The following is a 23,203-nucleotide window of genomic DNA, read 5'->3' as shown; positions in this document are numbered from 1 at the left end:
CGGTTCCATGCGCGCTAAACGGGAGGCATTCGCCATCGCCAGGATACTTGTCACCGGTGCCGCCGGGCTGCTCGGCGGCGAGGTTTGCGCCCGTCTGGTTGCCGCGGGCCACAGTGTGTCGGCGCTGGTCCACCGCAATCCGGACATACTCGCCAACGACGGGACCGGGGTTAAGGTAATCCACGCATTTTCCGGCGACGTATCCCAGCCGCGTTTCGGATGGAACGAAGGCGAATACGCACAGGTTGCCGCGGGCCACGATCTCCTGCTCCATTGCGCGGCGACCGTCCGGTTCGATCTGGAAGAGGGCGAGTACGCGGCGGTCAACATCAACGGCACCGCGCACGCGCTCGCCCTTGCCGAAGCGGGAAACATGGATTTCCTCCACATATCGACCGCGTATGTTTGCGGCGCGCGCAGCGGGACGATCCACGAAGACGATCCCCTGCCCGATGGCGGCTTCGCCAACGGCTACGAAGCCAGCAAGGCGGCGGGCGAACGCCTGGTGCGTGCCAGCGGGCTGCGCTGGGCCATCGCGCGGCCATCCATCGTCGTGGGCGAACATCAAAGCGGGCGCATCCGCCAGTTCGACACGACTTACGCCGCCTTCAAGCTGATCGCCGAAGGCCGCGTTCGCCATATGCCAGCGACACCGGGGGCGACGCTGGATTTCGTACCGATCGATCACGTGGCGAGGTCCATCGTCTCGCTGGCGGAAAATATCGCTCACGCCGCAGGTGGCACCTTTCACCTCGTTTCGCGCCAACCCTTGCCGGTCGAACGCTTCACCGCAGTGATCGGCGGGTTCGAGCAGTTTCACGAACCGGAACTTGTGCCGCCCGATGCCTTCGATCCAGCCATGTTGCCTGCGCTGGAACGGCGGCTCTTCAAACGGGTGGCGGGGTTGTATGCGAGCTATTTCCAGCGCGATCCGCATTTCGCCGACACCGGACTACGCGCCGTTGCCGGTTGCGGTTGCCCCGAAACCGGGGAACCCTATATCCGCCGCCTCATCGAATATTGCATCGCGGCAGGATTTCTTTCGGCCGATTAACGCACGTCGGGATAATGGCTGGCCATGCGGCCGCGCAGCCCGAACGCCCACAGCATACCAACCTTGAAGTAGATCCAGTTCGCCTTGATCGGACCCCATGCGGCAATCCGCCGGTCCGATGTCACGACCCAGCGGCGCACCATACGTGTCTTGCCCCTTGTCGCCAGCTTAACGCACAGGTCGGCTTCTTCCATCACGGCATCGCCGGGAGTGCAGCCCCCAACGGCAAGGAAATCGGATGCGCGGAAGAACATGGCATGATCGCCGAACAACAGGCGGACCCCCCGCACGAACAGATGCGGCCGCGTAATCAGCGGGGCGTACCAGGTCTTGATCCAGTTGTGAAAGCTGGTCACCCAGCGAACACGCTCGGCCCCCCGTATTAGCGGCATGAAGCTGGCCAGGGCGATCTTCGGATCGGCCAGCGTCGCTTCGATGACCGCAACCATATCGCGCGGAGGAAACGTGTCTGCGTGAACCACGCAAACGATATCGCCCTGCGCGTGGGCGACGCCGTGATTGATCTGCAGGGCGCGGCCCCGCTCGCACGCAAGTACGCGCCAACCGGCATCGGCGGCGATGGCCACGGTGGCATCCGTGCTGCCGCCATCCACCAGCAGAATTTCCGCAGGCTGCGGTTCCAGGGTGCGGCAGAATTCCACAAGATCGGGCAGCGCCGCCTCTTCATCCAGCGTCGGGATCAGCAACGTCACACTCATTGGAATTCAGGCCACGGCTCGAGATCCTCGATCGTGTCGATATCCGACAATTCGGGCAGGACCGCCGGGCCGATACCCTGTGCGGCCACGCGCGCGAGCGTCTGGGAAAACACCTTCGACGTGCTCCATTCCATATCCTCGAACAACCACGGCGCGGGGTCGCGAAATCCGATCAGATAATAGCCACCGTCGCTTGCCGGACCGATGACCACGGGCCGCTCGTCCAGCGCCCCAGCTGCCGCGCGCAGGACTGCCGCGTTGAGGCCGGGGCAATCGCTGCCGATAATCAGGGCGGGCCCGTGGACACGCGCCATGCGGTCGCCAAGGTCGCCTTCGCCCTGATCGACGATGGCCATGCCGTCACCCCAGAGCCTCCGGCAATCCTCGACCGGCGCGCCGGTGACCCGCAATTCGAAATCGAGCCCGCTGGCCCGGGCCTGGGCAATCGTGTGGTCCAGCAGCGCGGAATAGACCCGTGCCGCGCCGTCGCCGCCCAACGCAGGGATCAGGCGCGTCTTGACGGTTCCCGGCTGGGGAAAGCGTACAAATATGGAAAGGCGCGGAGCGTTCATGCGTGGTCGGCACTAAAGCAAGGTGGCAGGCCCTGCCAAGGGACCGATGCGACAGCGATCAGATCCTGCCGGCCTCGGCATCTTCCACAAGCCGCCGCGCAAACCCGGCAAACAGCGCGCGGTCGATCGATTTGTCCATCGCCACGACCCAACGTTTCAGATCGAGTTCGCCGTCAGCCTCGCTCACCGAAATTTCCGCCTGGGTGGCGGATTTGACCTCGACGGCAAAGCTCAGCCCTGCCGCGCGCGGCCAGCCCGCCATCCCTTCGCGGATGCCATCGCACACATCGGCCTGTGCCAGCCCCGGCACGGCCACGCCGGTCACCGTGCACGCGGGTTGCGCCCCGCTCACGCTGTCCACCCCGCCGGTGGTGGCGGTACAAGCGGCGAGGACTGCGGCAAAGGGGATTGCATAATGTTTCACATGACCTCTCCGGCATACGCGCTCAAGTCAGGCCGATTTCAGCGTCCGATGGTGCGGGCGCACGCGTGAACCCGCCCTGACCACCCTATTCCCGGAATGCGCGGTTTGTGAACCGGGTAAGCGGCGTCAGAATATACTGCAGCACCGTGCGCTTGTCGCCCAACAGGCTGACATCCGCGATCATCCCCGTGCCGACCTTCAATTCGCCGCCCGCGTTGGGAATTTCCTCGACCTGTGTCCTGACGCGCACGAGATAGAACACATCGCCCGTACGTTCGTCCGTGATGGAATCGGGCGATATCGTCACGACCTTGCCATCGAGGCTGCCATAGATCGTCTGATCGAAGGCAGTGATGCCGACCTTTGCGGTCTGGCCGATGCTGACAGTTCCGATATCCTGCGGGCGAATGCGGACCTCGACCAGCAGCGCATCGTCGGAGGGGGCAATCTCGACCAGCGCCTGGCCCGGCCCGGCGGGGCTGCCACGGGTGTTGACCAGCACGCGGTTCACCGTACCGGCCACGGGCGCGCGCAAGGTGGTGCGGGCAAGGCGTTCTTCCAACGCGGGCAGGGTTGCCGAACGCGCGCCGAATTCGGCCTGCGCCATTGCCAATTCGTTCGCCGCCTGCGCCTGCCAATCGCGCCGGACGCGGTCGGTGTTGGCCCGCGCTTCGGCGACCTGCGCCAGTGCGCGGCCGACTGCGGCGCGGCCACCGGCCAGCTCGGCTTCGGCGCTGGCAGCCTGGCTTTCGGCCCGGACAAGCGACAGGCGCGGTTCGATCCCTTCTTCGACCAGGGGGCGCAAAAGCGCGGCTTCCGACCGGGCAGCCGCCGCCCTGCTGGCAATCGAATCGACCTGCCTTTCCGCTTCGATGACGGACTGGTTCGCGCGGGCAATCTGGGCCTGCGAGGAAGCGAGCGCGCTTTGCAGATTGGACTGGCGAGAGGCATAGAGCGCGCGTTCGATACGCAACTGCCGCGCTGCGTCCTCGTCCGCAGGCGCCGGGAAACGCGGCGCACGTCCGGCCACTTCCGCTTCGAGCCGCGCGACCTTGATCTCGAGCGCGCCAGCCGTTGCCGCCGTGCTGCCGAGGGACGCGCCCGTTTCCGTCGGATCCAGACGAAGAAGCGGCTCGTCGGCTTTCACCGACTGGCCTGTGGTCACGAAGATTTCCTCGACCACGCCGCCTTCGAGGCTGGAGACGACCTGCAGTTCGCTGCTGGAAATAACCCGACCTTGCCCGCGAACGGTCCGGTCGATTTCGGCCAACGCCGCCCATGTCAGGAAGATCACGAAAAACGCAACGATGGCCCAGAACATCCAGCGCGACGCCTTGCCGGGTTCTATCCGGTCGACGAACGCTTCTAGCCCACCGGTGGCTTCCGGTTCATGCTCGGCGAAAAGCTCTTCGCGTTCGCTCATGCGCCCTTGCCCTTCTTCGTCACGGCAGGCGCCTGCCGCGAAACTTCGGCCAATTTGGCGAGCACGGCATCGCGGGGCCCGTCGGCGCGCACCTTGCCATCGTCGATCACGACCACGCGATCGACCAGGGTGAGCAGCGGCTGGCGATGGGTCACGACGACCAGGGTGCGGCCTTTCAACTCATCCTTGAGCCGGCCGATCAGGTCCATCTCGGTCTGGGCGTCCATCGCGCTGGACGGTTCGTCCATGACGAGCACACACGGCCTGCCCGCCAGGGCGCGGGCGATCGCGATCGATTGGCGCTGGCCGCCCGAAAGCCCTTCTCCGCGATCCACCAGACGCAGATCGTATCCGCGCGGGATACGGCTGGCGAACAGGTCCGTCCCCGAAAGGCGCGAAGCCCGCAGCATTTCCTCGTCGTCCACACCGTCGCGGCCCAGCGCGATGTTTTCACGGATCGTGCCGGAAAACAGCGCCGGTTCCTGAAGAACCGATCCGATGGATTTGCGCAGAGAGTTGGGATCGAGCTGCCCGATGTCGATGCCGTCGAACAGGACCATGCCGTCCTGGGGCGGATACAAACCCAGGATCATGCGCGCCAGGGTCGACTTGCCCGAGCCGACGCGGCCGATCAGCGCAACGTGTTCCCCCGCTGCGATCTTCAGATTGACCGCGTCCAACGCCTTGGTCTGCGCGCCGGGATACTGAAAGCTGACGTTGCGCAGCTCTATGTCGCCGCGTGTCGCGTCGATCACGATGGCATCGGCGCCCGGCCCTTCCGGCGGGCGGTCCATCAGCGCCCGTATCTGGCGGTAGGCGGTGCGGGTTGCGGTTATCCGGGAAACGAGCTGGGATATCTGGGCAAGCGGGGCAATGGCGCGGCCCGCCAGGATCGAACAGGCGATCAGGCCGCCCATCGTCAACCGGTTGTCGGCCACCGCGAACACGCCCACGATCACGACGCCTGCATACGAAATCGTGCCTGCTGACGTGGCGAAGGTGGTCCCGATCGAGGAGATCAGCCGCTGGCGCAGCGATATGTCCGCATGGCCTTCCAGTGCCTTCGTCCAACGGTCCTCGAAAAGGTGGCGAGCACCGGACGTCTTGACCGCCTCGATGCTGCCGATGGTCTCGACCAGGACCGACTGCTTGAGCAATCCTTCGTCCATCGCGCGGGCCGAAAGCCGCTGCAACGTGGGGTGAGCGGCAAGTCCGACAAGAATGACCAGCGGAACCATCAGCGCAGGGACCAGAACCACCCATCCGCCGATCAGGGCAACCATCGTCAACGTGATGATGATGAACGGCACATCCACCACCGCCGCCAGCGTGGCCGACGCAAAGAAGTCGCGCATGGTTTCAAGTTCGCGCATCAGACCGGTCAGCTGCCCGGTCGATCCCTTGCGCAGTTCCAGGCGCATCTCGATCAGGCGTTCGTACACGGTCATGCCGATGTCGCGGTCGATGTTGGTGCCCGCGTGATCGACGAAATAGGCGCGCAGCAGTTTGAGAGCGAAATCGAAAACGACGATGATCGCAAGGCCGATCGACAACGCCGCAAGAGACGTGAACGCGGCATTCGGAATGACACGGTCATACACCGTCATGGTGAACAGGGCGGTGACCAGCCCGAAGATGTTGATCAGCGTGGCTGCGATCGCAACCTTGGAATAGGTGCGCCAGTTCGCCCTGATCGGTTCGACCAGCCAGTCGGCGAGCCGTTTCCTGTCCTGGTGAACAAGGGGTTCCTCGCTCATTCGCCCTCGCCTTCGAAACCGGTTGCACCATCTGGCCCAGCGGGCGGGAACAGTTCCAGCAACCGGCCCGTGCGCGCAAGCAACACATAGCGCGTGGCATCGAGCTGTGTCAGCCCTTCGATATAAGCCACCGCGGCGTTCAGATACGAACCTTGCGCTTCCGAAACGTCGAACAGCGTTCCGCGCAAGGCACCGAACCGGCGGAAAACCACGTCACGCGTCTGGCGCGCCGAAATATACGCCGCTTCCAGCGCCACCAGCTGCTTTTCCAGCGCTTCCACATCGGCGAAGATCACGGCGGCTTCGCGTTCGCTTTCCTGCCGCGTGCGGTCCGCCACTGCCGAAGCCGCGTCCGCGCGCGCGCGCGCCTGCGCCCAGCGCGCCTTGCCGCCGCCCCCAAAAATCCGGAACCGCAGGTTCACGCTGCCGCGCACGTCGTAATCCTCGCGGTCTTCGAACACGCCGTATCGCCCGGCATCCACCCGCGCCGTCAAACGCGGGCCTTCGCTGGCCCAGGAATTTTCCACTTCGATGCGGGCGGCATCTTCCAGCGCTTCGGCGCTTTGCACTTCGGGGGCTTCGCCGGCCGCAGCCACGACATATTCGCGGCTGAGGCGCGCTGTGTCGAGCAGCGGTGGGCGCCCCAGCAAGGGCGGCGCGGTCACACCTGTCAGCTCGCGAAAGCGCGCCTCCGCGCTCGCCAGCTGGCGTTCGAACTGGGCAAGGCGGATAGCGCCTTCGGCCTTCAGCGATGCCACACGGGCGCGCTCCGCCTCGGCCGAGGCGCCTTGTGCGATACGGCGGTCGACCGCACCTTCGATATCGTCCTGCGCGGCCACGAACCCGCGGGTCAGCCGCAGCAGGGACTGGTAGGCAAAAACGGTGTACCAGGCCGTGACCACATCGGTGACGATCCCGGTGTTGGCCGCATCCCGATCGTACCCGGCGGCCCGCAGGCGGGCCTGGGCGGCCTCGATCGAACCGTGGACAGCGCCAAAATCGAACAGCGTGTATTCCAGCTCGCCCAGGACATCGCTGCGGCGCGTAGGCCGGGATCGTTCGACAAGGTTGAACGGATCGTTCGAAAATTCGCGGGCCAGCGTTCGGTAGGTCGTCATGGTGACATCGGCCGTCGGCAGCAGACCCGCTTCCGCCTCGTCGAGACGCGCCTTTGCCATATCCACCTGGGCTTCGGCTTCGCGGCGCGCGGCGTTCGCGCCCAGCGCAGCGGCCACGATAATCCGGAATTGGTCCGGATCTGCCGATCTGCGCGACAGGGCAAGGATGGGATCGTTCGAAAAATCCACCGCCAGCGGATTGCCTTCGGGCACGGGAAGCACCGCCGGCCCATCGTCTTGCGGGCTAGCCATTTCGATGTCCTGCGCCGCAAGCGGCATCGCCGACGCGAAGGGCGCGGCGACACACAGCAAGCACAAACCTTTGATGGTGTAAGTTCTTCCATCCACGGGCGCGGTATCTAGCATCATGGGGCCGATTGGACAGCCGTTTCTCTCACCATTCCAATGATTACATCACCTTCCCGCATGGGTCAGGTGTGCAATTCGCCACGGATCCGACGGGAAATGGGAAAGGTGGTGAGCCCTGCTGGGTTCGAACCAGCGACCTACTGATTAAAAGTCAGTTGCTCTACCGACTGAGCTAAGGGCCCCGACCAATGTGTTCGGCACGCAGCGCACCTAGGCATGGCATCGTGGCGGGTCAAGCGGCTGATGGTTGTTTGCACGACGCGATGGCCTTACCAGCGTCGAAACTTGGGATTGGACGGGGAGCGGATGGTCGAACCACTCGATGCAGGCTTGGCGAAAAGCCGGACAGGCGGTCCGTCGTTTTCGCTGGGCAACCGGATTTCGCGCGTCGTGTGGCAGTTGTGCTGGCTGTTGCTGGCGCGCTGGACGCCGGCGCCGCTGCATGGTTGGCGGGCCTTTATCCTGCGGCTGTGCGGGGCACGCATCGGCACAGGTTGCCGCGTGCACGGCAGCGCCAGAATCTGGCTTCCGACAAACCTTTCCCTTGGCGACAATGTCCTGATCGGTCCGCACGCGATCCTCTATAACCAAGGGCGAATCGTGATCGGGAATGACAGCGTCGTGTCCCAGCGGGCGCATCTGTGCGCCAGTTCGCACGATGTCGATGATCCGGATTTCCAGCTGATCCTGAGGCCGATTGCTCTGGGCGAGCACTGCTGGATCGCTGCCGAAGCGTTCGTCGGCCCGGGTGTGAGCATGGCGGACGGGGCAGTGCTCGCGGCGCGCGGCGCCCTGTTCGAGGATGCCGCGGCCTGGACAATTTATCGCGGCAATCCTGCCACCGCTGTCAGGAAACGCGCGCGTTGAGCTGACGCAGGGTGAAACCGGACACCGGATCGCGCCAGTGCGGCGCGATTTCGGCGGCCGGATGCAACACGAAATCCCGCTCGCGGAACAACCGGTGCGGAATGGCCAGGCTGCCCGATACCCATACCCCCCCGCTCCACAGCACGATGTCGAGATCGAGCGGCCTGGAACGCCAGCGGCTGCCGCGCCGCGTTCGTCCGAAACGGGTCTCGGCCATTTGCAGAAGGGCGAGCACTTCGGGCGGTGACAGCGCGGTGCCAACCACGGCGGCAGCGTTGGCATAGCGCCGCCGGGATGGGCCCACTGGCGCGCTATCGACAACGGTGGAAACCGCACACACATTCAGGCCCCGTGCGGCCAGATCGTCCAGCGAGGCCGCAATGACAGCGCGCGGGTTGCCGATGCCGGGCACACGCATATTCGAGCCGATCGCGATCAGGTATCGATGGTCGCTTGCCACTGTCATGCCCTCGTCCTAGCGTCCCTTTGCAACCAGGGATACGGGAGAGAATGTGTGCGGGTGAAGGCTATTTTGCTGGCGGGTGCGGTGGTTTTTTCGGGACAGGCCGCGGCTCAGGATCGCGCACCGCGTGTCCTGACCGAACACGAACAACGTGTGCATGACATTTACCGCGACATCATCGCCTTCCGCACCGCCCGTGGCCACCAGCAGATCGACGACATGGTCGCCTATCTCGTGGCCAGGCTGTCCGAGGCAGGCTTTGCCGACGAAGACATCATGGTCACCGATTACGACAGCGACGGCGAACCCACGCAGGGCCTGATCGTGCGGTATCGCGGCAACGGATCGTCTGGCGAAAAGCCGATTGCCCTGCTGGCCCACATGGACGTTGTCGACGCCCTTCCCGAAGATTGGGAGCGCGATCCGTTCACGCTGACCGAGGAAGACGGGTATTTCTTCGGGCGCGGGACGATGGACAACAAGTACGGCGTCGCCAACCTGACCGGCACTTTCATCCGCCTGAAGCGCGAAGGGTGGACCCCGACCCGCGACCTGTACCTGGTGTTTTCCGGTGACGAGGAAACCGGGATGATATCCACCCGCGCGCAGGCGAAGTGGGTGGCCGAAAATGTCGACCCCGCCTTCGTGCTCAATTCCGATGCTGGCGGCACGGCACTCGATGCCGATTTCAACCCGCTGGTCATGCAGGTCCAGGCGGCCGAAAAGACGTTCGCCACATTCGAACTGACGGTCACGAACCCGGGCGGCCATTCGTCACGCCCGCGGTCGGACAACGCCATCTACGAGCTTTCCGAAGCCCTTCTGAAGATCGCGAACCACAGGTTTGCGGTGCAGGCGACGCCCCTGACGCGCAGCTATTTCGCGGCGCTGGGGCAGACCGTTTCGGGGGAGATGGGCGATGCCATGCGGGCCTTTGCCGCCAATCCCGAAGACGCAGCGGCGATTGCCGTACTGCAGGCCAATCCTGAAACCGTGGGGACACTGGGGACGACCTGCATCGCCACGATGCTGCGCGCAGGCCATGCCGAAAACGCCCTGCCGCAAAGCGCGACCGCGACCGTGAACTGCCGGATTTTCCCGGGCATCGGTGTCGAGAAGACGCAGGCTGAACTGGCGCAGGTGATGGGCAACGACAACGTTACCTTCAAGCTTGCGACGGACGTGACCGAAAGCCCTGTATCGGCCCTTCGCGACGATGTGCGCGCGGCTGTCGCCAAGAGCCTCGCGGCGCGATACGGTCGCGCTGTTCCGATCCTTCCCTATATGGAATCAGGCGGCACCGACGGGATGCACTATCGCACCCTCGGCTACGATACGGTGGCCATCAGCGGCGGCGCCAGCCGCCCGCAGGACATGTATGCCCACGGCCTCAACGAACGGGCCAATGTCGACGGGTTCTATGCCGGGCTCGACCACTGGTCGATCGTCCTGAAGGAACTGGCCGGAAACTGACCGTCAGAACACGTCGTTGGCCACCGTCTGAACGCTGAATTCGCCAAGAGTGAGTTCACGCCGCCGGCGGATCAGTCCGCGGGTCTCGACGCCGTAGGGCGCCCGGATATCGGCGGAATAATTGCGCGCGCGCAGGCGCACTTCCACCGCGTTATCTTCGTGCCTGTCGATGACGATGGCAGCCGCGCGAATTGTGCCGTCCTTGCCGCGATTGCGAAGCACGTCGACCAACCGATCGATCACCGATTGGGCGCCGTCGATTGATCCTGTTTCGAGGACCGCGACATTCTGGATCGTGCCGTCAGCGCGCTGTTCGAATAGCAGGGGATGGAAATGACCATCCTTCTCGATCCGCGCAACGGCGGCCTCCAGCGCAGCGGAAAACAGGCGGTCGAGCGCATTCTGGCTGATGTTTGCGTCCACGCGGCGGTCAGATATCCTCGCAGATACGGGAATAGAGCTGTGGTCTGCGGTCGCGGAAGAAACCCATGCCTGCACGGTGGGTCGCCGCGCGGTCGAGATCGAGGCTCGCCACCAGCACACCTTCGCTCGACCCGCCGAACTCCTCGATCAGGTCGCCCCATTCGTCGGAAATGAAACTGTGGCCGTAAAAGCTTTGCTGGCGATCCGCCGGTCCTTCGTGGCCGATCCGGTTGGCGGCGGCCACCGGCATGCAGTTGGAAACAGCGTGACCGATCATTGCACGCCGCCACATCCGGCTGGTGTCGAGATCCGCATCATACGGTTCGGACCCGATGGCGGTCGGATACAGCAGCACTTCGGCCCCTTTGAGCGCCATCACGCGGGCGCATTCGGGATACCATTGGTCCCAGCAGATGCCCACGCCGATACGCGCGGTGCCGTCGGTGCATGGCACATCCCAGACCTTGAACCCGTCGTTCCCCGGCCGAAAATAGTACTTTTCCTCGTACCCTGGCCCATCGGGAATATGGCTTTTGCGGTAGGTGCCCATGATCGCGCCATCGGGCCCGATCATCGCGAGCGTGTTGTAATAGTGGTGCCCGTCGCGCTCGAAGAAACTCGTCGGAATCGTCACCGAGAGATTGCGGGCGAGTTCCTGCATCGCCTGTACCGAAGGATGCGCGGCGGTGGGGCGGGCGCGGGCGAAAAGGGCCTCGTCCTCCTCGCGGCAGAAATATTCGCCGGCGAACAGTTCAGGAGGCAGGACGATCTGCGCGCCCTTGCGTGCCGCATCTTCGACGAGCGCGGATACGGCGGCGATATTGTCTGCCTCGTCCGGTCGGGCGAGTGGCAGCTGCAGGACGGCGACGGTCAATTCCCTCATGGCTGGGGGGCTTATTTCTCCCGCAGCGCGAAGTCTACCTGGATATGGACGTCCGAACGCGTGGTTCCGATCATCATGCCGGGCCCGCCCTGAATCTGCGGAGCAATTGCCAAGGGCGGCGGCGGGGGAGGAACCGACGCGCTTCGCTCGACCATCGCATCGTTCATCGCCTGTGCGCCGCGCAGCCAGGTCTGTCCCTGCGTCCCGCCGGCATCGCGGATGTACAGAACGCGGCTGACTTCCATCCCGGCGGCCTCGGCATAGGCTTCCGCTCTTTTTCGGGCCGCCTGATAGGCATCGGCATAGGCAAGGTTCGCGGTGGCTTCGGGATCGGTCATCGACAGGTCCGGGCCGGATACGATGTTGGCCCCTGCTTCGGTCACCGCCGTGATGGCATCGCCCGCCTTGGCTGGATCGCGCATCGTGACGGCTACCACATTGCTCGCCTGGAACTGGCCCTTGCGATCGCCCCAATCGATTCGCTGGACGCCAACCGTGCGGGTCTGGATGTCTTTTTCGTCGACCCCCAGGGCACGCAACGCGGCCACGATTTCAGCGATCTTTACGCCATTGGCCTTGCTGGCATCCCTGGCGCTGCGGGCCCATGTTTCAATTCCGGCCTGGAACTGGGCGCGATCGGGCCGGGTTTCCGCCTGCCCGCTGGCGCTGACCGAAAGGAGGGTTTCGCCATGATCGACCCCGCGCGCCTCGTCGGCGCGATCGGAACAGGCACCCAGCGCAAGCGGTGCGGCGAACAGGATGTAACGGCAACGAATCATGGAACAATCTCCCCTATGTGATTTTATTACATAGGGGAGATTGCAGTCATTCCATGAACATCGGCTGACAGGTCAGCGTTTGCGGAAGAGCAGCGTCATCCGGTCGCTTTCGCCGAGGTTCTTCAATTCCTCGCGCTTGCTGCCCCACACCGGCGGCATTTCCCAAACGCCAAGTTCGTGATTTGCGGGATCGGCAGCGTTGGCGTTGATGTCGCTCATCCCGACCAGTTCGAAACCATGCGCTTCGACCAGGCCGATGACATCCTTCTGGCGCAAATACCCCTTGGAACCATCGGTGTATTCTCCGGTGGCGTCATCCCTGGCGCGGTGCTGAACGATGCCGAGCTTCCCGTCGGGCTTCAGCAGCCCGCGAAGACGGGTGAGTTCCTGGTGCATGATGCCGTTACGCAAGAGATTGTGCATTTCGCGAAACACCAGAACCCGATCGACCGTGCCGGCCATGTCTTCGGTGATTGCGTCCGAATTCATCACCGATACCGGCGCGCCCTTGAGCGCCCAGCCCTTCGACTGTTCGGTAAACTCGGGCGTCATCTTGGCGACATAGTCGATGAAGCTCTGGCGGTTGGCGGTCGACGCGTCGGGATTGACGCCCATGTAGCGGCCCTCAGAGCCAAGGTAGGGAACCAGCACCCGGGTATACCACCCGCTGGACGGCATATAGTCGACCACGGTCATGGCGGGTTCGACCTCGAAAAAGGCCAGCGTTTCAGCAGGGTGGCGATATTGGTCGCGGGCGCGGTCTTCGGACCGGTTTTCGCTGGCCAGGGCCATCATCAGCGCGTGGTGCGATGGGCTGTGCGCCCCATGACCCGCAGGCATGTGATGATCGGCAGCGGCAGGTGCCGCGAGTGTCAGTGCGGCGGCGGCGAACAGATAACGCATTGTGGATCTCCCAGGAATTACGTGTTCGGGTCCTGCCCGTGACTGCAGCGGATGACAAGCCGCCGCCGACTACCTATCTGGCGGGCAAAGGAGAATTCCATGGCTATCGAACAGGCAATCGTTGCAGGCGGATGTTTCTGGTGCACCGAAGCGGTAATGAAGGACGTGATCGGCGTGAGCGAGGTCGAGAGCGGCTATATCGGCGGCGAAAAGCCCGATCCGACCTACAAGGAAGTGTGCGGCGGAAACACCGGCCACGCCGAAGCGGTGCGCGTGACGTTCGATAACGAAACGATCTCTCTGGCCGATCTGCTCGACGTGTTCATGGGAACCCATGACCCCAGCCAGCTCAACCGCCAGGGCAATGACGTCGGCACGCAATACCGCAGCGCGATTTTCCCGATCGAAGGCCAGCACGCCGAAGCGCAAGCCGCAATCGCGCGCTGGAACGCCGACCATCCCGGCCAGACCGCGGTCACCACGATCGAAGGCGGCGAATGGTATCCGGCCGAAGATTATCACCAGGAGTATTGGGACGGCGAAGGCCAGCGCAACCCCTACTGCCTGGCCGTGATCCCGCCCAAACTGATGAAGCTTCGCAAGAGCTTCCAGGACAAGGTCAAGGCAGGCTGAAGCAATCGCCCGGCCTGCCCGCTCACTGCCGAGCGGCGGGCCGGGGCGCAAGCCCATTGCCGCCGGGCGCGGGGTCTGCAAATCTGGCGGCATGCCCGGCCCAGCGACCAAGAGCTTCACGAGCGACCACGCGTTACGCGACGACGGCAGCGTAACCTTTGCCTGTTCGCAGAACGATGCGCTCTGGCCGTGGTCGACCCTCGACTCGCATCATCCCGGCGCGATCCAGGCCTTGAGCTATTGGGTCGGCGTGGAAAGTGCGATGGCACTGGGTCGATGGGATCCGGACAAATGGTCCGCGTTGACATGGACCCGCTGGCGCTGCGGCGAGCCGGGCGTCGGGCGCTTTGCGACGGGCACCTATCGCAACACCGTGATCGAAGGCCGCGAAGGCTTTTCTGTCGAATTGTTCGATGCCGCGGGCGCACCGATCTGCTGGCTGGATGGCCGCGGCGTGATCTTCCGAACCCGCGATTTCGAAAGCTGGCGCAAGGAAGCAAAGGATGCCGGGGGCGCGGCACCGTCCAGCCGCTTCGCCTATGCGGACCGCGCGCAACTGGCGCTGGACGAAGGCGAAAAGCCGTTTCTTGCCCCGCTGGTGGGTGGCACGGCGTCGGGCCTACTGGATCATGCGAACGCCATGCCGCCAAACCATCCATGGCTCGATGGATCGGGCGACCATGTCAATTCCGCCCATCTTGCGGAAATTGCCCGGCAGTTCGTCGCTCTCCTGCGCGGAGGGAAACGCTTTGCTGTCGAGGCCGCGGAGATGCAGTTCGACCGCTATGTCGAACTGGGCGCCCCGTTTGAAATCAGCCGGGTTTCCGGCGACGAAGGCGAAACTATCCGCATGATCCTGCGCCAGTCGGGCCGTGACTGCACGCGGATCGAATACCGGATCCGGCCAGCTTAGGGCGCGCGCCACCGGGCAATGAAAAATCCATCCATGCCGCCCGCCTCGGGCAGCATTCCGGGATCGGTTCGAACCCATCCTTCGGCTGTCGGAGCAACGCCTTCGGGCAATTCGCCGGCTTCGATCGGCATGGGCTCCAGGGTTACCTTCGCGGCCTGCTCCTCGCCCTCTTCCCGTTCGAGCGAGCAGGTGGCGTAAACCAGAACGCCGCCGGGCTTCAGCCAACTGGCGGCCTTTTCGAGCAACGCCGATTGCAGTTCGGCCATATCCGTTATCTGGCGGTTGCCGATACGATGCAGAACATCGGGATGGCGGCGGGCGGTACCGGTTGCCGTGCACGGCGCGTCCAGCAGGATGGCGTCAAACGTGTGCTTCGGCTCCCACGTCAGCGCATCGGCCCGCACGATACCAGCCTTGAGCTTCGTGCGTTTCAGATTGTCGCGCAGCAATTCCAGACGGCGCTTCGAAACGTCGAGCGCGGTTACGTTCCATCCGGCGGCGGCAAGCTGCAACGTCTTGCCACCGGGTGCCGCGCACAGATCCAGCACATGACGGCCGTCGCCCGGCCCCAGCAAATGCGCGGGCAACGAGGCCGCGAAATCCTGTACCCACCACGCCCCGTCCGCAAAACCGGGCAGCTTTTCGACATTTTCGCCGCGCGGCATCCGGACGTGGCCAGGCGCAAGACTGTCCGCCGAAAGCTGGTTGGTCCAATGCGCCGTTTGCGCCGGATCGGCCAGCGACAGGTCGAGTGCTGGCGGATTGGCCAGTCCCGCAGCGATGGCGGTTGCGCGTTCGCCCCATCGTGCGGCGACTTCTTCCGGCAGGCTGGGCGTGTCGGGAAGCGTCGCTTCACCCTTGGTCAGGGTGGAGAACACCCCATGCGCCAGGCGGCGGGGTCCGCCCGCAAGCAGCGGGAGCCCCGTTGCCACCACCGCATGGGGCGGCGTGTCGAGCCGTAGCCATTGCGCCAGCATCAGGCGCAGCACCATGCGCGGCTTCGCATCGGGCGGCAGGTTCTGCTTGGTCGCAGAATCGATCAGCGCATCGAGATCGGTGAGCCAGCGCAACGCTTCGCTCGAAATGGCGCGGGCAAGCGCGCGGTCTTCGGGTTTGCGCACGTCCTTCGTCGCAGCGCCAAACGCCACGTCCAGGGTTTCGCCCCGCCGCAATACGGCATCGAGCAGGCGAAGCGCGGCGCGGCGCGCGTGAATTCCGGTGGGCTGGACCATGGCCGCGCCTCTACGCGCACTTGAAACCTTGCGCCAGCCCGCGCATTTCACCCGCATGGACAAACGCGCGACAAAACGTCCCGGCGGCTTCGACAAGCCCGCCCACTGGACCAACGATCCCCCGCCCGCCCCTGCCAAGGCGAAGGACGAGGAGGAGTTGAGCCCGACCCGTTACGGTGACTGGGTCAAGGACGGCATCGCAATCGATTTCTGATCAGAGCGGCTTCAGCGTGATCTTCAGGCCATCCCTGGGCTTCGGGATCGGCCACGGCTGCCATTCCGGATCGCGGCCACCTTCCAGTTCGATGCGGTATCGCGGCAACAGCTGCGCCATCAGGATCTTCACCTGCATGTAGGCGAAGTGGAGGCCCAGGCACATGTGCGCGCCGCCGCCGAAGGGTACCCATGCGTATTTGTGGCGCGCCTTCACGTTTTCGGGCGTGAAGCGCATCGGATCGAAGGCATAGGGATTGTCCCAATGCTCTTCCTGGTGGTGGACCAGGTGGATATTGATGCCCACCGCCGCACCTGCCGGGATAGTGTATCCGCCGAACTCGAAATCCTTGAGCGCGCGGCGCGGCATCGAGGGAACCGGCGGCACGAAGCGCAGCGCCTCCTTGAATGCCATTTCGGTCAGTTCCAGCTTGCCCAGATCTTCATAGGCAAGATCGCGCGGCTTGCCGTCCGCGCCGGGGCCGCCGGTTACCGCCTCGATTTCCTGGCGCAGCTTTTCCTGCCATTCGGGATGCTTGGCCAGCAACCAGATCAGCGACGTGGCGCTGGAAGTGATCGTGTCATGCGCTGCCATCATCAGGAAGTTCATGTGGTCGACAACTTCGTCAACGGGCAGCAATTCGCCATCTTCGCGCGTTGCGGTTGCGAACTGGCTGAACATGTCCTGCCCGCCGCCTTCGGCACGGCGCCGGTGGGTTTCGCGGGTGAAATAATCGACCAGGAACGCGCGCCCGTCGACGCCCTTCTTCATCTGGGTGAACGGCAGCGGTGCACGGATCGGTGTGACGCTGGCCTGGACCATGTCGATGAACGCCTGGTTGATCTTGTCCGATTCCGGACCCCAGGGAAGGCCGATGAAACTGTCCGCCGCAAGATCGAGCGTCAGTTCCTTGATGGCGGGGTAAAAGCGCATATCGCCCGCGCCCCATTCCTCCACACGCTTGGCGATGCCCCGATTGAGAGCGCCGGAATAATGGCGCATCGGTTCCGGCTTGAACGCGATCGAAAGCGCGCGCCGGTCGGCGCGGTGATGATCGAAATCGATCAGCATCAGGCCGCGCGGAAACAGTTTGTCGAGGATCGGGCCCCAACCCTGTTCCGATGAAAACACCCGGTTGCGATCGAACAGCATCAATTCGTTCGCATCCGCGCCGATCATGGCAACCTGCCATCCACCGAACGCCTTGTTCTTGTAGACCGGGCCATACGTCGAATACATGCGCTGCGCGAAGCCATGCGGGTCGGCCAGCATCCGGAACGTGTTGCCGACAACGGGCCAGCCGCCTTCACCGGGAATATGCGCGAGCGCATCGTCCGGCAGGCGCTGCGACCAGTGGGTGAACTGCATTTCCTGGTGGGGGGCTAGGGTGGCCATAGGTAGCTCCTGACAACTTACCGTAGTGTAAGTAATCTCTAACCGTTAATCCACCCCGACAGTTCGCGGCGGAACATTTGCTCCAGCATATCGAGGCCAGCTGCCGAGGTGTTGAGGCATTCCAGCGCCGCAAACCGCTCTCCCCCCGCCTCGAGAAACTGGTCGCGCCCTTCCATGGCGACTTCTTCCAGCGTTTCGAGGCAATCGGCCGAAAAGCCCGGTGCCGCCACAACCAGCCGTTTTGTCCCCGCTCTGGCTTCTTCTTCCAGCGTGATATCGGTCGCCGGTTCGAGCCATTTCGCCCGCCCGAAGCGCGACTGGAACGTCGTGCGGAAGCGCAGGCCCGGTCGCGGCATTGCCTGTTCGAGCAATCGCGCCGTCTTGCGGCATTGGCAATGATAGGGGTCGCCCAGGTGCAAGGTGCGTTCGGGCATTCCGTGAAAGCTCAGAAGCAGGACTTCGGGTTCGAAATCGAGCGCGTCGAGCTGGCGCGACAGGTCGGATGCCAGCGCGGCGATATGCACCGGATCGTCGTGGTAGGGCGGCAGGGTGCGCAAGGTCGGTTGCCAGCGCATGCCGCGCAGCGCCTCGCTCGCCTTGTCGATCACCGTGGCCGTGGTCGCCCCGCTGTATTGCGGATACATTGGGGCCAGCAGGATGCGTTCGCAGCCGGCGTCCATCATGGCCTTCAGACGGTCGGGGATCGACGGCGAACCATAGCGCATGGCCCAGTCCACCTGCACCCCATCGCCCAACCGGGCCCGCATCGCTTCGGCCTGCTTGCGGGTGATGACTGCCAGGGGCGAACCTTCATCGGTCCAGACCTTGGCATAGGCCTTGGCGCTCTTTTTCGGGCGCGTGTTCAGAATGATGCCGCGCAGGATCGGTTGCCACACGAGTGCGGGAATTTCGACCACGCGCCGGTCGGACAGAAATTCGCCCAGATAGCGCTTTACCGACCCGGGGTCGGGCCCGTCGGGCGTTCCCAGGTTTACCAGCAGGACGCCGATGCTGCCCGAGCGGACAGCCGGGTGGGCGGCCGGGAGCTGTTGCTCGCGCCAGGTCATAATCCCTCCGATAGAAGTGGCAGGCGGCGGAAGCGCACGCCGGTAGCAGAATAGAGAGCGTTGGCAATTGCGGGCGCAGCCACGGCAACGCCCAGTTCGCCCGGGTCGAATGCGGGGGCCGAACTGGCGACGAACTCGATCGTGATTTCCGGGCTGTCGGCCAGCGTCGGCAGACCCAGCGCGGACAGACGGTTGGGTACCGGTTTGCCGTTTTCAAAAACCACGCTGGACCCGCTCGCCAGCGAAAGGCCGAAGATCAGCCCGCCCTCGATCTGTTGGTGCGCGATATCGAAATTGACGATCCGCCCGATGTCGACCGCCGCATGAAGACGCGCAACCCGCACCCCGCCCTGCGCCAGGGTGGCCTGCGCGACACAGGCGATCCGCCCGCCCCCATCGCCTGTCGAACCCATGCGGACCATGGCCAGCCCCTGGCCCGTTCCGCGGCGCCCGCCATCCCATCCCGCAAGGCGTGTCGCGCGGCGCAGCACATCGGCCATGCGCGGCGACTGGCCCAGCATTTCCATCCGGTAAAGGAAGGGATCGCGCCCGGCCTTTTCGGCCAGTTCGTCGATGAAACTCTCGGTAAAGAAGGCCGTGTAGGCGGCGGAATTCCCGCGCATCCGCCCGGTGGGCAAGGCAATGTCGATCGGTAGGTGATCGACGGCAACATTGGCAATCTGATAGGGCGGTATCGCCCCTTCGCAGGCGAGGGGATCGGCCTCGCCCGCAGCCCGATGGCTGGCGGCTTCGGCAGTGAAATTGTCGAACAACCGATGCCCGAATTCGCGGGTCGTTGCCGGCATTGCCAGCCGCACGCGCCATGCGGCAACGCGGCCGCCGGTGGCTGGCTGGAACGCTGCGGCCAGGTCCGCGGAAACCGGCGTGCGTGGCGGCAGGGACTGGAATTCCTGAACCCGCGGCCAGGTAAGCTGAACGGGACGGCCGATCTGCTTGGCAATCTGCGCGACTTCGACGGCATGGCGGCGTTCGAGCCGGGCATCGAAGCTGCCCCCGGCCGCAGTGGGGTAAAGTACCACGTCGCGTTCCGACAGGCCGACCGCCTTGGCCGCCGCGCGGCGCGCCAGTTCGGGCGCCTGCGACGCTATCCACAATTCCAGCTTGTCGCCATCGAAGCGCGCCGTGGCAGACGCCGTTTCGATCGTCGCGTGCACCGCCGGAGCAACCGAATAGCGCTGGCTGAGATCGGGCCTGGCCATCAGCCCGTCGGCATCGCCAAACCCGGCCACACGCTTCGCTTCTCCATCTTCGAAGGCCTGCTCGAGCGCATCGTCGATCGCGCGCGATTCCAGCGGGTCGGGACCTACGAAAACCGGTTTCATCGCCTTGAGCGCCTGTTCCGCAGCCCACCAGCTTTCGGCAACGGCGGCAAGGTATCGCTTGGACCGCACCACGCCGACCAGCCCGCGTATGCCGGCAACCGCATCGGCATCGAAGCGCGAAAGCGTGCCATTGCCCAGCGGGCCGTGCCGAATGGACGCGTAAACCAGCCCCGGCAGCCGGATGTCTGCGGCGAACAGGAAGCTCCCGTCCACTTTGGCGGGAAGGTCGAGGCGGGGATAAAGCGGATCGACCTCCGCTTCGCCCGGTTCGGATTGTTCGCTGGCCGCCTGGACCCGCAAGGGCGGTGGCTGGGGCGGATCGAAATCCGCCGCCTCGTCCACCAGCACGCCGAAGCCCAGCTGCTTATCCCCGTGACGCACAAGGCCGCCCTCGACCTCGCATTCCTCCCACGAAACGTCCCAGCGATCCGCAGCGGCCATCGCCAACATGGCGCGCGCACCCGCAGCAGCATCGCGCAACGGCGCCTCGTAAGCGTCCAGCGACGTGCCGTCGGCGGTGGCGGCAAAGCCGTTGCGGCGCGCGTAATTTTCCGCGAGCCGGCTGTCCGCTTCGTCGGCCAGCGAAGGAAGGTTGGCCCACAGCTGCGCCCATCTGGCCGCAAGGGGCACGTTGGCGTAAAGGCCGCTGGGCGGCGCCGGCTCGACAGCGATCTGGCGCCAATCGGCACCCAGTTCGACCGCGACGACCTGCGCCAGTACGGTGGTGACCCCTTGCCCCATTTCCAGCTGCGGGATCTCTACCGTCACCACGCCATCGCGCCCGATGGTGATCCAGCCCCCGAAATCGCGTTCGTTCTGCCCCGGCGTCAGCGGGCTCGAATAATGGCGCGGCCACAACCACCACGCGATGGCCAGGCCCCCGCCAGCGGCTGCCCCGGCGACGATCTGGCGCCGGGTCACCGGGAGGGACGTCAGCTTTTCGCGCCAATCCATGCGTCGAGCTTTTCGGCTATGTCGAGAAACGGCTGGGCGATCGCATCGTCGGATGCTGCGGGGGGGGCGCCGGCATCGCTTCCCTGACGGATCTTCAGATCGAGCGGAATGCGCCCCATGAAGGGCAGTTCGAGCCGCGCCGCGGCTTCTTCCACCCCGCCGCGCCCGAAGGGATCGGACACTTCGCCGCAATGCGGGCAGGCATAACCGGACATGTTCTCGACCAGCCCGATCACCGGCACGCCGGCCTGGTCGAACAATTGCCCCGCACGTGCGGCATCGATCAGGGCAAGGTCCTGCGGGGTGGATACGATGACCGCACCCGCGGGTTTGAATTTCTGCAACATGGTCAACTGCACATCGCCGGTGCCCGGGGGCAGATCCACCAGCAGCACCTCGGCATCGCCCCAGTGGGCGTCGATCAACTGGGTCAGGGCATTGCCCGCCATCGGTCCGCGCCACGCAATGGCCCGCCCCGGTTCCACCAGATGTCCCATCGACAGCACCGGAACGCCGAACTTGCTGGGAACCGGTTCAAGCTTGTCGTCGCGCGCGGTCGGCTTGGCGCCCTGATTGCCCAGGATCACCGGCTGGGACGGGCCGTAGATGTCGGCATCGACCAGCCCGACCTTGCGCCCGCGCCGGGTCAGGGCAATCGCCAGATTGGCAGTCAGCGTGGACTTGCCCACCCCGCCCTTGCCGCTGCCGACAGCAATCAGGCGCAGTTGCTTGCGCTCGGCGGTCATCGCCACGCGAACGTCATCCACATCTTCGTGCGGGGACAGGATGTCCTTGATTGCCTGTTCTATGTCGGTGCGCGCGCGTTCGCCCATGCCGGTGGCATCGACCACGGCGATGGCACGGCGATTGACTATGGTGAGCGAGCTAACGCGCTGCGCGATGGCGTCAGGCAACAGCGCTTTGAGGTCCGTCGGATTCATGTGTCCGGCTGCTGTAGCATCAAAAAGCAGCGTTCAACCCTGTTTTTCCTTCAAACCACACCTATAAGTAATGCCATGAGAATGATGGACGGTTTCGGACAGAGGATCAGCTTGGCAATGGCCGGCAAGAAAAGCCCATGGGGCACAGGCTCCGGCAATGGCTCGGGAGACGGGGACAAGCCAGGCGGCGATGGCGGCGGAGCGGGTGGCTCCGACAAGCCGGCTTCGGACAAGGGCAAGGGTCCGCGCAACCCGTGGCTGCCGCCCGGTTCGGGCGATGGCTCGCGCCGTTCCGCCAATATCGAGGATATTTTCAAGAACCGCGGCCCCGAAGGCCCGCGCCGCGGCGGTGGCCCTGGCGGCCCCGGCTTCCGGCTTCCACCCCGCCCCGGCGGCAAGAGCTGGTTTCCCATCGCGGTCGCCGGCATCGCCGCGGTGTGGCTGTTCATTTCCAGCGTCCACCAGGTCGCGCCGCGCGAAGAAGGCGTGGTGACGTGGCTTGGGGGCAAGTATTACCGCACGCTCACGCCGGGTCTGAACCTGACCGCGCCATGGCCCTTGCAGGTCGTGGATATCGAGAACGTCAGCCAGATCCGTTCGGAAAGCATTCCGGGCACCAACGAACAAAAGCTGATCCTCACCGGGGATCAGAACCTTGTCGATCTGAGCTATCTCATCCGCTGGAACATCAAGGACCTGCGCCAGTTCCGCTTCCAGCTCGCCGATCCTGAAGAGACGATCCGCGAAGTGGCCGAAGCCGCCATGCGCGCATCGGTTGCCGAACAGGATCTCGACAGCGTCCTGTCGGGCGCCGGCCGGGCCGAAGTCGAAGCGCGCGTTCGCACGCGTATGCAGGACATTCTCGACGCGTACCGCGCCGGCGTGGCCGTGCAGGGTATCGAAATCGAGAAGACCGACCCGCCGAACGAAGTGGTCGAGGCCTTCAAGGATGTGTCCGCAGCCCAGCAGGACGCGGAAACCGCGGTCAATTCCGCCCGGGCTTACGCCCAGCGTGTGCTGGCCCGCGCGCAAGGCGATGCCGCGGCGTTCGACAAGATCTACGCGGAATACCGCCTCGCCCCCGAAGTCACGCGCCGCCGTCTTTATTACGAGACCATGGAAAGCGTGCTCGGCAAGACCGACAAGACCATCGTCGAGGCGCAGGGTGTGACCCCCTATTTGCCGCTGCCCGAAGTGCGACGCCGTTCGCAATCGCAGGCGCAAACGCCGACACCGTCACAACAGCAAGCGCCCGGCGCGATCGCCCCGACGGAGAGCCGCTGA

At 64.6% G+C, this 23,203-nt stretch carries 23 protein-coding genes and 1 tRNA gene; 7 read left to right on the top strand and 17 right to left on the bottom strand.

Going from position 1 to position 23,203, the window contains the following annotated elements:
• Positions 1-7: 7 nt before the first annotated feature.
• Positions 8-1,054, top strand: coding sequence for an SDR family oxidoreductase (locus VR863_RS01030; RefSeq protein ID WP_324826581.1), 1,047 nt, complete (start codon positions 8-10; stop codon positions 1,052-1,054).
• On the opposite strand, the gene VR863_RS01025 is transcribed toward VR863_RS01030, so the two are convergent.
• The 7 genes from VR863_RS01025 to VR863_RS00995 all read right to left on the bottom strand — a co-directional run bounded on the left by VR863_RS01025 (position 1,051) and on the right by VR863_RS00995 (position 7,618).
• Positions 1,051-1,773, bottom strand: coding sequence for a glycosyltransferase (locus VR863_RS01025; protein WP_324826580.1), 723 nt, complete (start codon positions 1,771-1,773; stop codon positions 1,051-1,053). The two genes, VR863_RS01030 and VR863_RS01025, sit on opposite strands and share 4 nt — an antisense overlap.
• Positions 1,770-2,345: a TIGR04282 family arsenosugar biosynthesis glycosyltransferase gene (locus VR863_RS01020; protein WP_324826579.1), complete on the bottom strand. Its 576-nt coding sequence runs from the start codon at positions 2,343-2,345 to the stop codon at positions 1,770-1,772. The genes VR863_RS01025 and VR863_RS01020 overlap by 4 nt, the downstream gene beginning before the upstream one ends.
• Positions 2,346-2,403: 58 nt before the next feature.
• On the bottom strand, positions 2,404-2,769 hold the full coding sequence (locus tag VR863_RS01015; protein ID WP_324826578.1) for a hypothetical protein: 366 nt from the start codon (positions 2,767-2,769) through the stop codon (positions 2,404-2,406).
• An 85-nt stretch (positions 2,770-2,854) separates the two neighbouring features.
• A complete protein-coding gene (locus tag VR863_RS01010) occupies positions 2,855-4,192 on the bottom strand; it encodes an HlyD family type I secretion periplasmic adaptor subunit (RefSeq protein WP_324826577.1) in 1,338 nt (445 codons plus the stop codon).
• A complete protein-coding gene (locus tag VR863_RS01005; RefSeq protein WP_324826576.1) occupies positions 4,189-5,949 on the bottom strand; it encodes a type I secretion system permease/ATPase in 1,761 nt (586 codons plus the stop codon). Before VR863_RS01005 ends, VR863_RS01010 begins: the two co-directional genes overlap by 4 nt.
• On the bottom strand, positions 5,946-7,319 hold the full coding sequence (locus VR863_RS01000; RefSeq protein ID WP_324826575.1) for a TolC family protein: 1,374 nt from the start codon (positions 7,317-7,319) through the stop codon (positions 5,946-5,948). Before VR863_RS01000 ends, VR863_RS01005 begins: the two co-directional genes overlap by 4 nt.
• Before the next feature lie 223 nt (positions 7,320-7,542).
• Positions 7,543-7,618, bottom strand: a tRNA-Lys gene (locus VR863_RS00995).
• A 124-nt stretch (positions 7,619-7,742) separates the two neighbouring features.
• Between VR863_RS00995 and VR863_RS00990 the strand changes: the two genes are divergently transcribed.
• A complete protein-coding gene (locus VR863_RS00990; protein WP_324826574.1) occupies positions 7,743-8,303 on the top strand; it encodes an LbetaH domain-containing protein in 561 nt (186 codons plus the stop codon).
• On the opposite strand, the gene folK is transcribed toward VR863_RS00990, so the two are convergent.
• Positions 8,284-8,769, bottom strand: coding sequence for a 2-amino-4-hydroxy-6-hydroxymethyldihydropteridine diphosphokinase (gene folK / locus VR863_RS00985; RefSeq protein WP_324826573.1), 486 nt, complete (start codon positions 8,767-8,769; stop codon positions 8,284-8,286). The two genes, VR863_RS00990 and folK, sit on opposite strands and share 20 nt — an antisense overlap.
• A 54-nt stretch (positions 8,770-8,823) precedes the next feature.
• Between folK and VR863_RS00980 the strand changes: the two genes are divergently transcribed.
• Positions 8,824-10,239 (top strand): M20/M25/M40 family metallo-hydrolase, encoded by a 1,416-nt coding sequence (locus VR863_RS00980; RefSeq protein ID WP_324826572.1) that lies wholly within the window; start codon positions 8,824-8,826, stop codon positions 10,237-10,239.
• 3 nt (positions 10,240-10,242) lie between these two features.
• Here VR863_RS00980 and VR863_RS00975 read toward each other — a convergent pair whose 3' ends face one another.
• From VR863_RS00975 to VR863_RS00960, 4 genes are all read right to left on the bottom strand, one after another.
• The gene (locus tag VR863_RS00975; protein WP_324826571.1) at positions 10,243-10,662 is read right to left on the bottom strand and encodes a hypothetical protein; all 420 of its coding nucleotides are present in this window, start codon (positions 10,660-10,662) and stop codon (positions 10,243-10,245) included.
• A gap of 7 nt (positions 10,663-10,669) precedes the next feature.
• A complete protein-coding gene (gene aguB, locus VR863_RS00970) occupies positions 10,670-11,545 on the bottom strand; it encodes an N-carbamoylputrescine amidase (RefSeq protein ID WP_324826570.1) in 876 nt (291 codons plus the stop codon).
• An 11-nt stretch (positions 11,546-11,556) separates the two neighbouring features.
• Positions 11,557-12,324 (bottom strand): SIMPL domain-containing protein, encoded by a 768-nt coding sequence (locus VR863_RS00965; RefSeq protein WP_324826569.1) that lies wholly within the window; start codon positions 12,322-12,324, stop codon positions 11,557-11,559.
• Between the two features lie 72 nt (positions 12,325-12,396).
• Positions 12,397-13,227 (bottom strand): class I SAM-dependent methyltransferase, encoded by an 831-nt coding sequence (locus tag VR863_RS00960; protein ID WP_324826568.1) that lies wholly within the window; start codon positions 13,225-13,227, stop codon positions 12,397-12,399.
• Between the two features lie 105 nt (positions 13,228-13,332).
• Between VR863_RS00960 and msrA the strand changes: the two genes are divergently transcribed.
• A complete protein-coding gene (gene msrA, locus VR863_RS00955) occupies positions 13,333-13,860 on the top strand; it encodes a peptide-methionine (S)-S-oxide reductase MsrA (protein WP_324827546.1) in 528 nt (175 codons plus the stop codon).
• A 91-nt stretch (positions 13,861-13,951) separates the two neighbouring features.
• Positions 13,952-14,773: a hypothetical protein gene (locus VR863_RS00950; protein ID WP_324826567.1), complete on the top strand. Its 822-nt coding sequence runs from the start codon at positions 13,952-13,954 to the stop codon at positions 14,771-14,773.
• Here the strand turns inward: VR863_RS00950 and VR863_RS00945 are convergent.
• Positions 14,770-16,005, bottom strand: a complete 1,236-nt coding sequence (locus tag VR863_RS00945) for an RsmB/NOP family class I SAM-dependent RNA methyltransferase (protein ID WP_324826566.1) — start codon at positions 16,003-16,005, stop codon at positions 14,770-14,772. The two genes, VR863_RS00950 and VR863_RS00945, sit on opposite strands and share 4 nt — an antisense overlap.
• 55 nt (positions 16,006-16,060) lie before the next feature.
• Here VR863_RS00945 and VR863_RS00940 point away from each other — a divergent pair, with 55 nt between their 5' ends.
• Positions 16,061-16,219, top strand: a complete 159-nt coding sequence (locus tag VR863_RS00940) for a DUF1674 domain-containing protein (protein ID WP_324827545.1) — start codon at positions 16,061-16,063, stop codon at positions 16,217-16,219.
• Here the strand turns inward: VR863_RS00940 and VR863_RS00935 are convergent, their stop codons facing one another.
• The 4 genes from VR863_RS00935 to VR863_RS00920 are packed head-to-tail and all read right to left on the bottom strand — an operon-like array spanning position 16,220 to position 21,919.
• Positions 16,220-17,614, bottom strand: coding sequence for a cytochrome P450 (locus VR863_RS00935; protein ID WP_324826565.1), 1,395 nt, complete (start codon positions 17,612-17,614; stop codon positions 16,220-16,222).
• Between the two features lie 38 nt (positions 17,615-17,652).
• Positions 17,653-18,681 carry a ferrochelatase gene (hemH, locus tag VR863_RS00930; RefSeq protein ID WP_324826564.1) on the bottom strand — a complete coding sequence of 343 codons (1,029 nt, stop codon included), beginning with the start codon at positions 18,679-18,681 and terminating at the stop codon, positions 17,653-17,655.
• Positions 18,678-20,978 (bottom strand): xanthine dehydrogenase family protein molybdopterin-binding subunit, encoded by a 2,301-nt coding sequence (locus tag VR863_RS00925; RefSeq protein WP_324826563.1) that lies wholly within the window; start codon positions 20,976-20,978, stop codon positions 18,678-18,680. The genes hemH and VR863_RS00925 overlap by 4 nt, the downstream gene beginning before the upstream one ends.
• A complete protein-coding gene (locus VR863_RS00920) occupies positions 20,957-21,919 on the bottom strand; it encodes an Mrp/NBP35 family ATP-binding protein (RefSeq protein ID WP_324826562.1) in 963 nt (320 codons plus the stop codon). Before VR863_RS00920 ends, VR863_RS00925 begins: the two co-directional genes overlap by 22 nt.
• A gap of 117 nt (positions 21,920-22,036) precedes the next feature.
• Between VR863_RS00920 and hflK the strand changes: the two genes are divergently transcribed.
• Positions 22,037-23,203 (top strand): protease modulator HflK, encoded by a 1,167-nt coding sequence (gene hflK, locus VR863_RS00915; RefSeq protein WP_324826561.1) that lies wholly within the window; start codon positions 22,037-22,039, stop codon positions 23,201-23,203.

The organism is Qipengyuania zhejiangensis, from assembly GCF_035607565.1.
Taxonomy (GTDB): domain Bacteria; phylum Pseudomonadota; class Alphaproteobacteria; order Sphingomonadales; family Sphingomonadaceae; genus Qipengyuania; species Qipengyuania zhejiangensis.
Note: the sequence above shows the minus strand (reverse complement) of the source record. Positions and strands in the feature narration are given on the sequence as shown.